This is a genomic window from Vibrio sagamiensis NBRC 104589 (assembly GCF_007990935.1).
Lineage (GTDB): Bacteria > Pseudomonadota > Gammaproteobacteria > Enterobacterales > Vibrionaceae > Vibrio > Vibrio sagamiensis.
Genome location: NZ_BJXJ01000019.1, coordinates 1 through 12,826, shown reverse-complemented (window position 1 = coordinate 12,826; position 12,826 = coordinate 1). Strand labels below are relative to the sequence as shown.

At 31.9% G+C, this 12,826-nt stretch carries 15 protein-coding genes; all 15 read right to left on the bottom strand.

Annotated features, from left to right (window positions below; genetic code table 11):
• Nucleotides 1-84: 84 nt before the first annotated feature.
• The 15 genes from VSA01S_RS10670 to VSA01S_RS10600 all read right to left on the bottom strand — a co-directional run bounded on the left by VSA01S_RS10670 (nucleotide 85) and on the right by VSA01S_RS10600 (nucleotide 12,122).
• Nucleotides 85-525: a hypothetical protein gene (locus tag VSA01S_RS10670; RefSeq protein ID WP_039981651.1), complete on the bottom strand. Its 441-nt coding sequence runs from the start codon at nucleotides 523-525 to the stop codon at nucleotides 85-87.
• Nucleotides 509-1,225 carry a helix-turn-helix domain-containing protein gene (locus VSA01S_RS10665; protein ID WP_050567357.1) on the bottom strand — a complete coding sequence of 239 codons (717 nt, stop codon included), beginning with the start codon at nucleotides 1,223-1,225 and terminating at the stop codon, nucleotides 509-511. The genes VSA01S_RS10670 and VSA01S_RS10665 overlap by 17 nt, the downstream gene beginning before the upstream one ends.
• Complete coding sequence (locus VSA01S_RS10660; protein WP_039981653.1) at nucleotides 1,218-1,826, bottom strand: OmpA family protein; 609 nt, start codon at nucleotides 1,824-1,826, stop codon at nucleotides 1,218-1,220. The genes VSA01S_RS10665 and VSA01S_RS10660 overlap by 8 nt, the downstream gene beginning before the upstream one ends.
• Nucleotides 1,819-3,420 (bottom strand): coiled-coil domain-containing protein, encoded by a 1,602-nt coding sequence (locus VSA01S_RS10655; RefSeq protein WP_039981655.1) that lies wholly within the window; start codon nucleotides 3,418-3,420, stop codon nucleotides 1,819-1,821. Before VSA01S_RS10655 ends, VSA01S_RS10660 begins: the two co-directional genes overlap by 8 nt.
• The gene (gene tadF, locus VSA01S_RS10650) at nucleotides 3,420-3,947 is read right to left on the bottom strand and encodes a tight adherence pilus pseudopilin TadF (RefSeq protein WP_039981657.1); all 528 of its coding nucleotides are present in this window, start codon (nucleotides 3,945-3,947) and stop codon (nucleotides 3,420-3,422) included. The genes VSA01S_RS10655 and tadF overlap by 1 nt, the downstream gene beginning before the upstream one ends.
• The gene (locus VSA01S_RS10645) at nucleotides 3,934-4,413 is read right to left on the bottom strand and encodes a hypothetical protein (protein WP_039981659.1); all 480 of its coding nucleotides are present in this window, start codon (nucleotides 4,411-4,413) and stop codon (nucleotides 3,934-3,936) included. The genes tadF and VSA01S_RS10645 overlap by 14 nt, the downstream gene beginning before the upstream one ends.
• The gene (locus tag VSA01S_RS10640; protein ID WP_039981661.1) at nucleotides 4,394-5,101 is read right to left on the bottom strand and encodes a hypothetical protein; all 708 of its coding nucleotides are present in this window, start codon (nucleotides 5,099-5,101) and stop codon (nucleotides 4,394-4,396) included. Before VSA01S_RS10640 ends, VSA01S_RS10645 begins: the two co-directional genes overlap by 20 nt.
• Nucleotides 5,101-5,928 carry a type II secretion system F family protein gene (locus tag VSA01S_RS10635; protein ID WP_158000780.1) on the bottom strand — a complete coding sequence of 276 codons (828 nt, stop codon included), beginning with the start codon at nucleotides 5,926-5,928 and terminating at the stop codon, nucleotides 5,101-5,103. The genes VSA01S_RS10640 and VSA01S_RS10635 overlap by 1 nt, the downstream gene beginning before the upstream one ends.
• Nucleotides 5,929-5,993: 65 nt before the next feature.
• Nucleotides 5,994-6,863 carry a type II secretion system F family protein gene (locus VSA01S_RS10630; protein WP_039981665.1) on the bottom strand — a complete coding sequence of 290 codons (870 nt, stop codon included), beginning with the start codon at nucleotides 6,861-6,863 and terminating at the stop codon, nucleotides 5,994-5,996.
• Nucleotides 6,853-8,097: a TadA family conjugal transfer-associated ATPase gene (locus VSA01S_RS10625; protein WP_039981667.1), complete on the bottom strand. Its 1,245-nt coding sequence runs from the start codon at nucleotides 8,095-8,097 to the stop codon at nucleotides 6,853-6,855. Before VSA01S_RS10625 ends, VSA01S_RS10630 begins: the two co-directional genes overlap by 11 nt.
• Complete coding sequence (locus tag VSA01S_RS10620) at nucleotides 8,090-9,241, bottom strand: hypothetical protein (RefSeq protein WP_039981669.1); 1,152 nt, start codon at nucleotides 9,239-9,241, stop codon at nucleotides 8,090-8,092. Before VSA01S_RS10620 ends, VSA01S_RS10625 begins: the two co-directional genes overlap by 8 nt.
• Nucleotides 9,238-9,708 carry a hypothetical protein gene (locus tag VSA01S_RS10615; RefSeq protein ID WP_039981671.1) on the bottom strand — a complete coding sequence of 157 codons (471 nt, stop codon included), beginning with the start codon at nucleotides 9,706-9,708 and terminating at the stop codon, nucleotides 9,238-9,240. The genes VSA01S_RS10620 and VSA01S_RS10615 overlap by 4 nt, the downstream gene beginning before the upstream one ends.
• On the bottom strand, nucleotides 9,698-10,945 hold the full coding sequence (locus VSA01S_RS10610) for a type II and III secretion system protein family protein (protein ID WP_039981672.1): 1,248 nt from the start codon (nucleotides 10,943-10,945) through the stop codon (nucleotides 9,698-9,700). Before VSA01S_RS10610 ends, VSA01S_RS10615 begins: the two co-directional genes overlap by 11 nt.
• The gene (locus VSA01S_RS10605; RefSeq protein WP_039981674.1) at nucleotides 10,899-11,675 is read right to left on the bottom strand and encodes a hypothetical protein; all 777 of its coding nucleotides are present in this window, start codon (nucleotides 11,673-11,675) and stop codon (nucleotides 10,899-10,901) included. Before VSA01S_RS10605 ends, VSA01S_RS10610 begins: the two co-directional genes overlap by 47 nt.
• 9 nt (nucleotides 11,676-11,684) lie before the next feature.
• The gene (locus VSA01S_RS10600) at nucleotides 11,685-12,122 is read right to left on the bottom strand and encodes a prepilin peptidase (RefSeq protein ID WP_158000781.1); all 438 of its coding nucleotides are present in this window, start codon (nucleotides 12,120-12,122) and stop codon (nucleotides 11,685-11,687) included.
• Nucleotides 12,123-12,826: the final 704 nt, after the last annotated feature.

Below are 12,826 nucleotides of genomic sequence, written 5' to 3'. Positions count from 1 at the left end.
TTTGGGGGAAGTCTACGCTTCCCCTTTTTTTTCTTAGACAATACCTAAGTCATCTCAAGATGCTGATGTTAAGTTGTTTAAAAACTATAATGCTTGTGAAGAATGTAGATAAAGGTATCTGGATTCAGAACGAGCAAGTACAACTTCTGCTGAAGGTTTAAATAATTCAACTTCTTGTAAGGATTTAAAGAAATCAAACTTTAAAAACGGCTCAATATCGCGATTCTCATCAGAACGTTGACTAATTTCATGAATAATAAAAGTATTCGACTTTATATGGGTGTATTCAAATAAGCGAGAATACTGGTAATGCTGGTCATTAGCGCTGAGCTCGGTTTCTAAAAACAATTTACCATTACTCAATACATCAACTGAGTAAGCAAATTTAACGCCCGAATCAGACAAAACCTGAGCATTTAAATGATAGCAAATCTCATTTGAGTCAGTCACTTTTAACATCATAGCACCTAAAAAAACCATAAACGCCATCAACAGCACACCTGACTTCTTAAAACGAAGAAACATAAATATTCCCTGCTGCTTTACTGATGATATAGGAATGACCTTGTTCAAAATCAAAGTCACTGATATCACTACAAGTCAAATTTTCTCGAGTAAAAAGAAGCTCTGACGGAACTCCGCAATCTTCAACATGCAAACTAGAATTCGTCATATTAAGTGGACTTTCTGGAAGTCCCGAGGGCTGGCGCAACAATAAAATCGCCCCAAAAAACGCTGAAATTAGCAATACGAAACCAAAATCACGCATCTTGAATTGGCGGTCTTGGTTGAGGCTAAACAGCTGTTTTAAAATTTGATTTTGATAAAAGCGAAATTTTTTTTCAGTCTCAGAGTCGCGATCATAAATCGTTAATGGGGTGTAACTTATTTCATCGTCATTAAACATATAACCTTCCGTCATAGAAAGAAAGTAACCCACACCACGTTGACTTTTAATTTCCATGATCTTTTCTAGCGGTTTTAACTGTCGCCTAATTTTAGAGATTAACTGAATAAGATTTGAACTGTCTGCAGCATAGCTCCCTTTCGGTGAGTCAGCCCAAACTTGCTCAATGATCGATGAACTTGAACACACTTGTTGTTGCTGGGTTAACAAGTAAAAAAAGAGGTTAAATTCATATTTAGTAAAATGTATTTCTATACCATTTTCACCGTATAGCCTTCGATGGCTTTTATCCAGTTTCCAAAATACTTGCTTATTCATAAGAGAGCCCATAAATAGAAACACTACGACGTTTAGCCATGTAGAATTCATCATTAGATCGGGCAGTGTCTTGTCCAAAAGCACCAATATTTAATAGGAAAATATCTTTACGACCTTTTAATCGTTCAACAACTTGTTCTGCTCGCTTTAGTGATAAGTTCAAATTATGAAAATCATCCCCAATAATGGAAGCAGAGCCGACAATTAATAAAGCATCAGCATCAATAAATTCATTGGTCGATGATAAGTGTGAGATATCTCTATCGTTAATTTCAAAAAAATCAGTTTCAAAGTAGAGTGTTGAAAGATGTTTAAAGCGACTGGCACTCAATGTGCGATGTAGGAAAGAAAAATCACTTCTCTCACAGATATCATATGCAGCCGATTTAAACTCACTCAATTTCTGCTTTAAAAGGTAGCTTTGTACTGAATGTGATTCAATAGTGCGCCCCATAAAAGAATAGTAACTACCATCTTTAATTTTATTTTTCGGAATAAGGTAAGCATCGCAGTGATCAACAACTTCTTCAGCATACGATAACTGAGCAACTCCGATGGTAAGGGAAAAAATACACAATATGGCTCTCAAATTTTTATTCATTTATCTTTCCAATATAGTTTGAACTCGACTCTTGCAAAAGCTCATAGGCAATGCGGTCAGTCAGTAAATCGTCGTCATCAAATTCATCAATATTGATGATGCTGTACTTTTCATGCCAGAGGTTTGCACATTCCAATGACTCAATATCTGAGATATTAGAGTCGTCGTTAACAATGAAAATCGACTTAGCGGAAACATGGTTGATGTAATCGGTTTTTATTGTCTGACAGAACTGTTTTAAAATGTCTTTCTCACTCTCTTTCTGATCTTGATCAGATAATTTTTCGTCAGTTAAAGCAGTAAGGTAAATAACCGCAGTTCTATTTGCTTTATTGCTTAAAAAAGAATGCTTCAATGCATAGTTGACACCCTGGATGGGAGAGACAAACGGCGCCCTAAAGTTCATTTGGTTTACAGTAGAAAGGAACACACGATAACTCGTTGTTTCCTCAACGACAGCTTTACTTGGGCACGTCTGAGTGTTACCGAAGTATTTATTCTTAGTAATACTAAGTTCACTTAATAAACTCTGATCAAACTCAGTTCTAGAAGCATCATTAATTGCATCATCAGAAGTATAGGGATAAGAATTATCATCAAGAAAGACATCAAAATAATTATCAATATAAAGATAATTTTGGCCACTTTTAGCGTAATGCTCTGCTAATTCATGATACTTAATAAACGTTTGAGAAGATTCTAAATCATTGATCACTTGTTGCTGATCATTAACTTCATTGTCAATATCTTCCTTCTGGTTTAATAAATCTTCTAGCTGTCTTTCCAACTCTTGTATTTCATTTTCAAGTAATTCTTTTTCTGCATTTAAATTATCGATTTCTTCTGGATCATCTGTTGTTGCTAGTAATTGATCAATTTCGTCAATACGAGCTTGTTTTTGCTCAATCTGTCGGCGAGCGTTTGCAATCAAATTATCGATATTTCGCTGTTGCTGCTTTAGATCATTTAGCATGTCAAGCTGGGCATAATAGTCTTCCCACCATTGAAACGAAAAGTCATCTCCACGAGGAAAGGTTGTCCAGCATTTACCACCTATATTGATACGATAGCCAAAAGGAACAACGGTTAAATTAGAGTCAGTGTGATCAAATAAGACTTTAAGAGCATTATTCAATGAATGTTTGACACTATTGGCCAAATATTTGGTCTCTGAATCATCAGCAATTGTCACGATAACATTCAGATCCTCGTAATGTTTAGCCCGTATGGTCTTAGTTTCAACTTCAAATCTATCTTCTAATGCATTCGGTAGTGTTTGCGTTAATTTACGATGTTGGGTCAAATTAACCGTGGAAACAACGGAAATAACATCATTTTCCTCATAGTTGTCATAAGACCAATCTCCTTGTGAATGATCAATATCCAGTCCATTTAACTGTGCTATCGATTGATTTATATCGGTAAGCGTATCTCCGCTAATTGAAATTAAATTATTAATTTCACGAGTGGTGTTAATTTGCACTTTAGCTGCTAAATAGCTGCGACTAATATCATAGGTATAATATAGAAATATAAATGCAGAAAGCATAATTAATATAAATAAAGGGATAATCGAGCCCTGTTGCTTCTTCATTAGTGATGTATCCCGTAGTGGGCCGAAGAAAACTTAATTTCAAACCAATCGTAAAATTCATCAGGTAAAGGAAGCGTATTAAAGCTTTCAATATGACGACATAATGTTACTCGATAGACTGAGTGATATTTATTAAAAGCATTAATTACTGGCTTAACTGATAATGGTTTATCTATATCACAGTGTCGGCCATCAAGATCGTGATATAGTTTTTCTATATTGTAATTTTGTCGACCAGAACTTATATCCCCATACTCTAACTCTTCAATGAAAATAGATATATTTCTTTCTTCAAGATGAAAAGCCTTAGATATCTTATTGATGTCTGAACGGGATAAATTACCTGAAAATACATCATGTCTATTTGATATTAAACGCCCAATCTGAAAAGTCATATCAGATAACTCAAGTTTAAGTGATGTAGCAGCAGAAAACTGCATAACAAGCAGAGTTAATATCAATAAACATGGCATAAGTATCGTAGCCTCAACTGCAATACTACCAGAATCTGTATTAAATTGATTCATTAAAGATAATTAACTCCCTATCCATACCTAAAAAATTATCTGGGAAAATTTTCGAAAATAGCCAAGAAAATCTTTTGTAATCAAATTGAAAACTAATACGAATCACTTGAGATTCACCAATATTGTTTCTATTACATTCAATAGAATAAGAGTTGCTCAAAAGACTATTTAAATCATTAAAACAATCAAAACGAAGGCTATTTTCATCCAAATCAATGACACTTTGATTGAGATTATGATTAAGAGATTCGATAAACTTAAGCTTTGATGTATGAAGATCATCATCTATAATAATAGAGTTATAATCAAATAAGTGTAAAGCTCGAGTTATATTATAGTTAAATATGCTTTCATTGTGAATATATTGAAGAAAACCCACGATAATAATGAGTATATAGATCAATATTGGAATGGTAAATATTGCTTCTATGGAAGCTGAACCTGATTCACTCGTTAACTTTTGCATCTTTGATCGCTTCATAAATCGATAAAACTTTATCTTTATCTTTATATTTTTTGTTTAAAAGTTCGATTGCAATATCATCTTGACCAGAAATCACCCCCGCCAATACGACAGATTCCAGATCTTCCTCATTTGTTTCATAGGTATTATAAATTTTTAAGAAATTTGACTTATCATTTGGTTGATAAACAAAATGAGAGAGAAGCATATTTTTATAAATGAACTCTGATGTAGGGTATTTTTTACTCAGAGAATTAAACTCTATGCTACATTGCTCTTTACCAAGCTCACCACATTTGGATAATAAGTATAGGTTATCTACCTTTGCTGCTAATTTATTGTCTTCATTATAAGCTTTTTTGTCTTTTATTTTATCTAAATAGTTTATTGTGCTTTCCTTATCATTGTTTTCTAAATAAATAACAGCTAAAAGGTAAAGATCATCATCCTTCAGTTCTTTCTTGCTACTTAGCAAAAATACAGATCTATCACTTTGATTAGTTTTATAAAAAGAATACGCTAACATATAATTTTCTCTGTCTGTAAGCGTCTTTTTTTCAGATAGCTGAGAAATTACTTTTTCATAGCTCTTCAGGTTAAAAGTTAATTCAGGACCAATTTTAGGAGTTTTAGTTGTTTGGCATCCAGATAGAACTAAACTAAAAATAAAATATAAAATGATTTTTTTCATTATAACTTACTCATAAGGTTGAGAACACCAGGGGCAATAATTTCTATAATGATTGGAAACATAATAAATAAAATAAGAGGAACACCCATTTTAGCACTTATTTTTCCAATATTTTCCTCAGTTTCTATAAAGTGAAAGTCTCGAGTTTCTTTAGATAAAACTCGTAGAGCATCATTAACAGCAGCGCCACTTTCAATAGCGTTCTCGAGTACAGCAGTAAAATCCTTTATCTCTTGTATATCAATATTCTTTCTCAAGTTTTCATTTGCAATTGAAAAACCATTGGTTGAGATATCATTTGAGTATATCTGAATATAGTTAGACAAAGATAATGACATTGGACCGATGTACTCAGAGACAGCAATCAATGCAAGTTCAATCGTCATTCCTGATTTCGTTGCCGTTGCTAGCAAATCTAGAAAATAAGTAAAATTAACTTTTATTCTAGCCTTTTCTTCTTTAATAAAAAATTTCTCAAAAAGTAGTCTAACTAAGATATTATTAACATAAAGAAAAACCGTCACTGTAATAATAGACTTAATTGACATTCCATATAAAGATAGAATAAGGAAAACACATAAAATAACCTCTAAGAAGAAACATAAAAAGAAATTAGTTTTATGCCTCTTTTCTATTAATCCACCACTTGGTAACATAGTAAACATTTCACTTTCAGAAAAATACTTCGAAAGTAATTCATATAAAAAATCATCCAGCAGTTCTTTCTTCTCAGATATTTGGTTAAAAATACTATAATATTCTTGCTTATCATCATGATCAGATATCATAAAAATAAAGTTATCAACATAATCCTGCTCCTTCTTCATATTCAAGCTATTAAGTATGAAGACTAATATACCGAAAAGAAACACAATAAGGCTTATAACAACAATCATAATGAAACACTATTTATCATTTTTTTAATTATAACAAAACCAATTGTTACACTAACAACAACATAGATAATGATATATTTACCATATTGTTCATTAAGCAAGTAATCAAAATTATCTTTTGCCAAACCCTTTAGTATAAAAAGCATAATGAAAGGTAATAATGCGAGTATTTTTGCTGCTCCCCTTGATTCTGAGGTCAATGCTTGAGTTTTTTTTCTTATCACTTGTGATGCAACAAGATCCTGAGCCAGCTCATTAAGTGAGTCTTTAATACTCCCACCACGCTTTAAGCTCATTTGTACGTTAGCACTAAAAACAATATAGCCTTTGTAAGGATAAATTTTTTCTCCTGAGGATAAAGCCTCTTCTAAAGTATTGCCAGCATGCACTTGCTTAATAATACGTTCAAATTCTAGACGTATTTTCCCCACTGTATGGCGAGAGGCAGACTCGATAGCTGAGATAATTGTTCGACCCGAAAGTAAATTCCTACTTATCATTCTTAATGCGAATGAGAATTTATCTTCAAAATAGTCACTTAACTTTCTTTTGTACTCATTTAATATCTGATAGAAACCAATTAAAGCCACAAGTGATGTCAGAGTCACCGTCAAAAAATATGAAGTTCTTAAAGTATCTGTAACAAATATCATAAAAGAAACATAAAATAAAATGACACCAATATGGATTATAAAATTACTCAATCCATAAATATCGAAAAACATAATCAAAATATTTTGACTTAAATATTTTAAGTAAAAGTTGTAAAGTCTCGATTTGAATATAATGAAGATATTACTTTCTTTAGATTCAGTTATGATTGCATCTTCAATATATTCATCTAGTTTTTCTTGTCTAAAGACCATTTTGGAATACCAAATTCATTTCGCTTTCTAAACCATTCGTTCTAATTTTACGATCTAGAAGAGTAGATTTAACCTCATTAATGTGGGTATCTGTCTTATGATCGTATACAAAAATATCTTGGGTTGAGATCATGCCAGAATCATAGCTTCCGACTTCGGTTATATGTGTTATTTTACGTCTTCCATCAATAAGCCGGCTTGTTTGTATAATAATATCGACTGCCTGGCTTATTTGTTTCTTTATCGACTCTACCGACAAATTGGTCGCCGTCATCATCATCATACTCTCCAAGCGAATAAGTGCATCCTTAGGGTTATTAGAGTGTATTGTTGACATAGAACCATCATGACCCGTGTTCATTGCTTGCAGCATTTCAAATGCCTCATCACCACGACACTCACCAACGATAATTCTATCCGGCCGCATGCGTAATGAATTAATAAGAAGCGAACGTATAGATACTTCACCAGATTCTTCACTACTGGCAGGTCTAGACTCTAGACGCACAACGTGTTCATGTTGTAATTGTAGCTCTGCCGCATCTTCGATAGTAATCACACGATGGCCATCATTGATCTCGTTCGAACAAGCATTAAGTAGTGTGGTTTTACCAGAGCCTGTTCCGCCTGAAATAATAATATTTGCTGCCGAACGTACCATGACACTCAAATATAGAGCCATTTCTTCGGTCATTGATTCAAAATGGACGAGATCGACAATATCAAGCTTATCTTCACGAAACTTACGAATAGAAATACTGCAACCATCTAAAGCAATAGGGGGCACAATAATATTGACACGGCTACCATCTGGTAGTCTGGCATCAACCATTGGTGAACTCTCGTCAATACGACGACCAATGGGGGCAACAATTTTCTTGGCAATTCTTAAAACTTGTTCTTCGTTATGAAAAAACACATCATATGCCCGACTAATTTTACCATTACGCTCAACAAAAGTTTCACTCAAACTATTAACCATAATGTCACTGATTGTTGAATCAGATAAAAGATCTTCTAGAGGTCCGTAGCCAAAAATATCATCTTTAACGTCTTTAGTTAATTTCTGTCTATCTGACTCTGTTAATATAAATGAAGAACCAGATAAAAATTCAATGACTGTCGTGTAAATATACTCATACTTTATCGAATCATCTTCATTTTGAATTTCTGTAATATCTACATTGTCCAGAACAAACTTCCGACATAATACAAAAACATTTGAATCAATCATTTTTAATTAACCTATAAATTATATCATCTCTGGACTTGCCTTTCTTAAATAAACTTTTTTTATTATTTAAGTTAAACGTATAACTTATTTTTTGACCTGTTTTCTTGTATATATTACCTTCATCTAGTAAGTAGCGTTCTTCATCATTAACATCACATCTAAATGTCTTAATATTAGTATTTAAGCTTTTTCCTTCTTGCTCAGTTATATACTTAAGCATATAAACTGAATCAAGTGAAGCATCCGTTACTAATGTAACATTATCAGAACGGCTTATTAACTGATGATAAACATCTAACTTTGACATATAAAATGGAACATAGATAAAAATGTATGAATAGTCACCATCAAACAAATCAAAGAACTTCATTAGCTTGTCTGATATTTTGTTGATCGAGTTTAAGTTAGTATGATGCAATAGATCTATTGAAAAGTATGATAAGTTCTCCTCTATTTTTACAATATATTCCTGTGCAGCTTTAATATCTAAACTTTCATCATTCACTAAAGAGTTAATTATTTTTGAATCAACTTTTTTACCTATTCTTGCATCCAAAGAAATGCTATACATATCAAGGTTAATAAATAAAGTATTTAAGCTAGGTCGCTCTTTAACATATAAATGCAAATTTTTATATAAATGCTGAAGAATCTGGCTTCCATGACTTGGTGTTGTATCAGAAATCATAAACCAATGGCTACTACTCGATTTTGCAATACCAAAAAAATACAAAATGACATTGAAAACCTGATTAGTTTTGTCAGATAAGCTTGTATATTCACCAATACCAGATGATTTTATCGCCCAGTAGTAGTCAAGATCATCTTTTTCTCCATAGAGCAAGGTACCAACTCTACCTTTAGTAACCTCAATAAACTTCTCTACTCCACCATTATCTCGTAAAGTGAGTTCATCACTGATGACATAAACTTTAGATTTAAAATACAAATTAAATAAGTTTTCGATCGCTTCCAAGTTATCATTGTACTTGATGACATCAACACTATATGCAGAGAAGTAGTTCTGTATTCGCTCTATTAGATCCAGGTTATTTGAAATAACAATAATAATATATGGAGAGAGTGATTTTGATTTCACTCCAGATTGACTTTTATGTACCTTTTTTAGTTTTTCAAGAATCATTTCGACCAAACCTCTAGAGATGAACAAGCCGTTCCATTTAAAAATTGATCAATTTCAATTTCATTCATCAAATGGTGACCATTAGGTACTTCCCAAGCTTCACATTGAATAAGCCTCTGATCACTAACATGAACTTCCCATAAAAGTAATTGCCTATCTTGATAGTTATCGATACTGGTAAACTTGGGAGAAAAATCATAAATATTTTCAAGATCAATCTTTAATTGATAGAGTCTTTCTTTAGATATGTTGTTTGTATGATATATATTGATACCATGTATCCAAGAGACTGTTCCGTTCTTAATCTCTGAGTTTATTGCTTTAGAGAATGGAAGAGTATAGTTAATATTTCCTTCATTTTTTATTTCATGAACAATATACACGTTTTCATCTTTAAAACTCTGACTACATCCAAAAATAGACATAAGTAGTATTGCAGATAAGATTGACTTCAAACTAGTTTTCATAATGATACTTAGCATTCTCTATAAAATCTTTTATTTCAGGCCTACTACTTTTAAAATCAATATTAGTAAAAATAGATAAAGAAGATTTTAATTTTATTTGAGGCAGGTTTGGTTGATCGATACTGTTTTCAACAAAATTAACTTCTGCAAAAACCATTAACTCTGTTTTATTAGATTGAAAATTCTCAGAGGTAAACAATGCCCCAATAATTGGTAAATACCCTAATAAAGGGACTTTTGTTACAGCCTGACTTTGGCTGTTATCTATCAGTCCTGCTAAAACAAATATATCACCATCATGTACATTCAACTCAGTATTTACTTTTCGGGTATTTAACTGTGGAGTTTGATTTCCATCTAAATTAATAAAACCAGCAATTTGTGATGACGATATATTTGCCCTTAAGTCAATACTTTGGTCTCTTTTTATTTCAGGCTTAAATTCAAGTTGTATGCCATATTTTTTAAAATCAATGTCAACATTACCATCATCTGATGTTAGAACCGGAATTTCTCCTCCAGCTTCAAAGCTTGCAGTCGAGTTATTGGTAACAATAATTGAAGGTCTAGTCAAAACGGTTGCTAAGTTGTTTCTCGATAATATTCCAATTGTTGCTTTTAAGAAATCACTGGTTATACCATCAATTTTACTCCAGCCAGCACTCCACTGAATACCCAACTCTTCATCAATATGCTTTGATACTTCAGCCATAGTGAGTTTAATTTGAATCTGTCGATTTTCAGTAATGGTTGTATTGTCTATATACTGAGATGAAATCGCGTTTTTTACTAAAGTATTAAGTTCTCTTTTCTCTACACTATCTTTTACTGATCCATTAATGTATATTTTACCAGCAACTTTAACTGCTCGTACTGTAGAAAACCCTGCTGAGCCAAGATATTTATTTAAACTATCAACGTCCTTATCTACATCACGTATTTGTATAATATATTCTATTGTTTCATTTTCACCTTTAACTATAACTTTGCTTTTACCTGCTGAATGAGCAATGAAATATAAGTTATTACTGTCAGTTAAGGTTACACCCAACATTTTTTCAGAGCCTATAACTATATCTTTAGGAATATAAGATAGAGGTACATATCTCGTTTCATTAACTGACATAGATAAATAGACACTTGCCTGAGCGCTGAAAGCTAAAAATAGTGTGAAAATAATAAATAAATTTCTATTTAATAATGTTGACATCATATTTATAACTGGAGCTAATATCATTGGCTTGAATTTCCTTTGAATAGTCAACTTCTAAAGTAGAGTAATTTTCTAAGTTAATCATTTTCCTTGCCGACTTTACTATTTTAAAGTACCCAAGTTGGTCAGCCTGAAGGTAGCGATCGATGAATCTATTTTGAACTGAAAAAACGACTGGACTTAGTTTTTCGTGTTCTGTCTCAAAAGGTTTGGTATTTTTCTCACCATCCTCCACTTCACCAATCATTCTGATAAATACATTCTTGGCAAAAAGTTTAATTTTTCTGTTATTTTTGCTTCTTCCTGATTGATTAAAATGCCAATAAATATCATAAAAGTCAGATTTGAATTCTTCTACCGTGCTTCGATCAACTCTCATCACGACATCAGTAAAATCCCCACTATTGAGTTCTTGTAAGTTGCTTTCTTTGATAAGGTCGCCTGATTTCATTGACTTTTTAATAAAAAACACGCTTGAGATTAAACTATCTTTATCAACTTCAGTGATATATTTATATCTATCTGCTTCATCAATTTGCGTTTTAATCGTTTGAAATGAATCATAAGATACTAAAGAACCGGCCCCATAATCCTGTTTAATCGCCAAAGCTGATATTGTTACTTTTTCAACTTTTTTCTCTTGGAGTTCTTGATTATCAATTGATATTTTACTCAAAGCCTCGGATTTATAGATCCCTAACGAACCAAGAGCAATAATAAATATTGCTATTAAACCTATTGTCTTAAATCTCATGATATACCTTTATTTAAACAACACTGTTGAATGTATAATATAAGAAGTGATAATGGGTATGCCATATGGCACTCCTTTAGAAGAGAATCCAACAAAATCAAATATCCGATTTAAAGCGACCAGTTGCATTACTGCTAAAGCTCCACCAAAAATTGTCATATGAAATAAGAAATCTACATAATTATCTATCCCGATAAATGGCATAATGATCATAATGAGTTTGACATCCCCCATCCCAATTAATCCTAGAGATCCAAGTAGAATCAATGCCACAGAGATTGCAAGATATATCACGACTCCGTACCAATGGAAGTCAGCAGGCTCGCCTATAACTACCAATCCGAAGAAGAACTTAAAAGACAGCAATATCAACAATAATAATACTCTTTTATTGTATATTTTCCTGTATTTAATATCTTCAAAGCAAATGACCGATAGTACAGTCATGATTATTGCATCTATATAAATCATTATTTCATTTAACCATTGAGTGAAGAGCTATTGGTTCTACTCATGTTTATCAAAGCTTCATTAGTTACATTAACGATTTCGCTACTGTCCGTTATATATAAAATAGCACTGCCAATAAAGCAGCCTATAATTGCATATTCAACAGCGCTTAAGCCTGACTCTAAATACATTAATTTCTTTAGTTGATTCCACATAAAAAACCGAAAAAAATTTTAATAAAAATATTTATTTTCACAATTGACTAGTAAAGTACCATATCAAATACAGCTTTTTGTCAGAAACTTGAAAAAACAACCTCATAAAAAAAATACAATTATTATCATTAAAAACAGAATCTTGATTTAAATTTTATAAATTAAGTCAAGATAAGGTAAAATCATTGTCACGCTTTTATCCTCCCAGAAAGATTTTCATCATAATTTAAATAGTTTTATTTCTTACTTCAACTTCAACATTTTTTCAAAATAAGAATAAAAACATTTTTTATTTAAGTAAATTCTGGAGCTTTAATTATAAGAAAAGTAATTTAGAAAATAATAAATTATTATCATTATTAATGTGGATCAATATTAAAATATGTTCGACAATTTAAATCGTCCAAAGCCAAGACTTATTCTAGGCTCTAAAAATTTAATTCCTTTAGGAGATTTAAAATGAACGCATTAAAAACTTTTGTTAAA